Source organism: Opacimonas viscosa (genome assembly GCF_024199005.1).
Classification (GTDB): Bacteria; Pseudomonadota; Gammaproteobacteria; order Enterobacterales; family Alteromonadaceae; genus Opacimonas; species Opacimonas viscosa.
This window is the reverse complement of record NZ_JANATA010000176.1, coordinates 1-265: the sequence shown is the minus strand read 5'-3', so window position 1 is coordinate 265 and position 265 is coordinate 1. Positions and strand designations below refer to the sequence as shown.

Annotated in this window: 1 protein-coding gene; it reads left to right on the top strand. The window is 48.3% G+C overall.

What is annotated here, in order from left to right:
• Positions 1-265, top strand: a 265-nt coding sequence (locus tag NLF92_RS13190; protein ID WP_254102688.1) for a class I tRNA ligase family protein, incomplete at both ends; no start/stop codon positions are given.

Below are 265 nucleotides of genomic sequence, written 5' to 3'. Positions count from 1 at the left end.
ATGCCAAACGGCCATGTATCATATCATTGAAGCATTGGTTCGCTGGATGGCGCCTATTACCAGTTTTACTGCACAAGAAATCTGGGAAACGCTACCAGGTGAGCGCAGCGAGTTTGTATTTACTGAAACCTGGTACGAAGGTTTTAACAACTTCACGCAAAGCGATACGTTTAACGATGCCCTATGGCATCAAGTACTAAGCGTAAAAGACGCCGCAAACCAGGCGATGGAGCAGGCGCGTAAAGATGGCGAGCTAGGTGGCTCA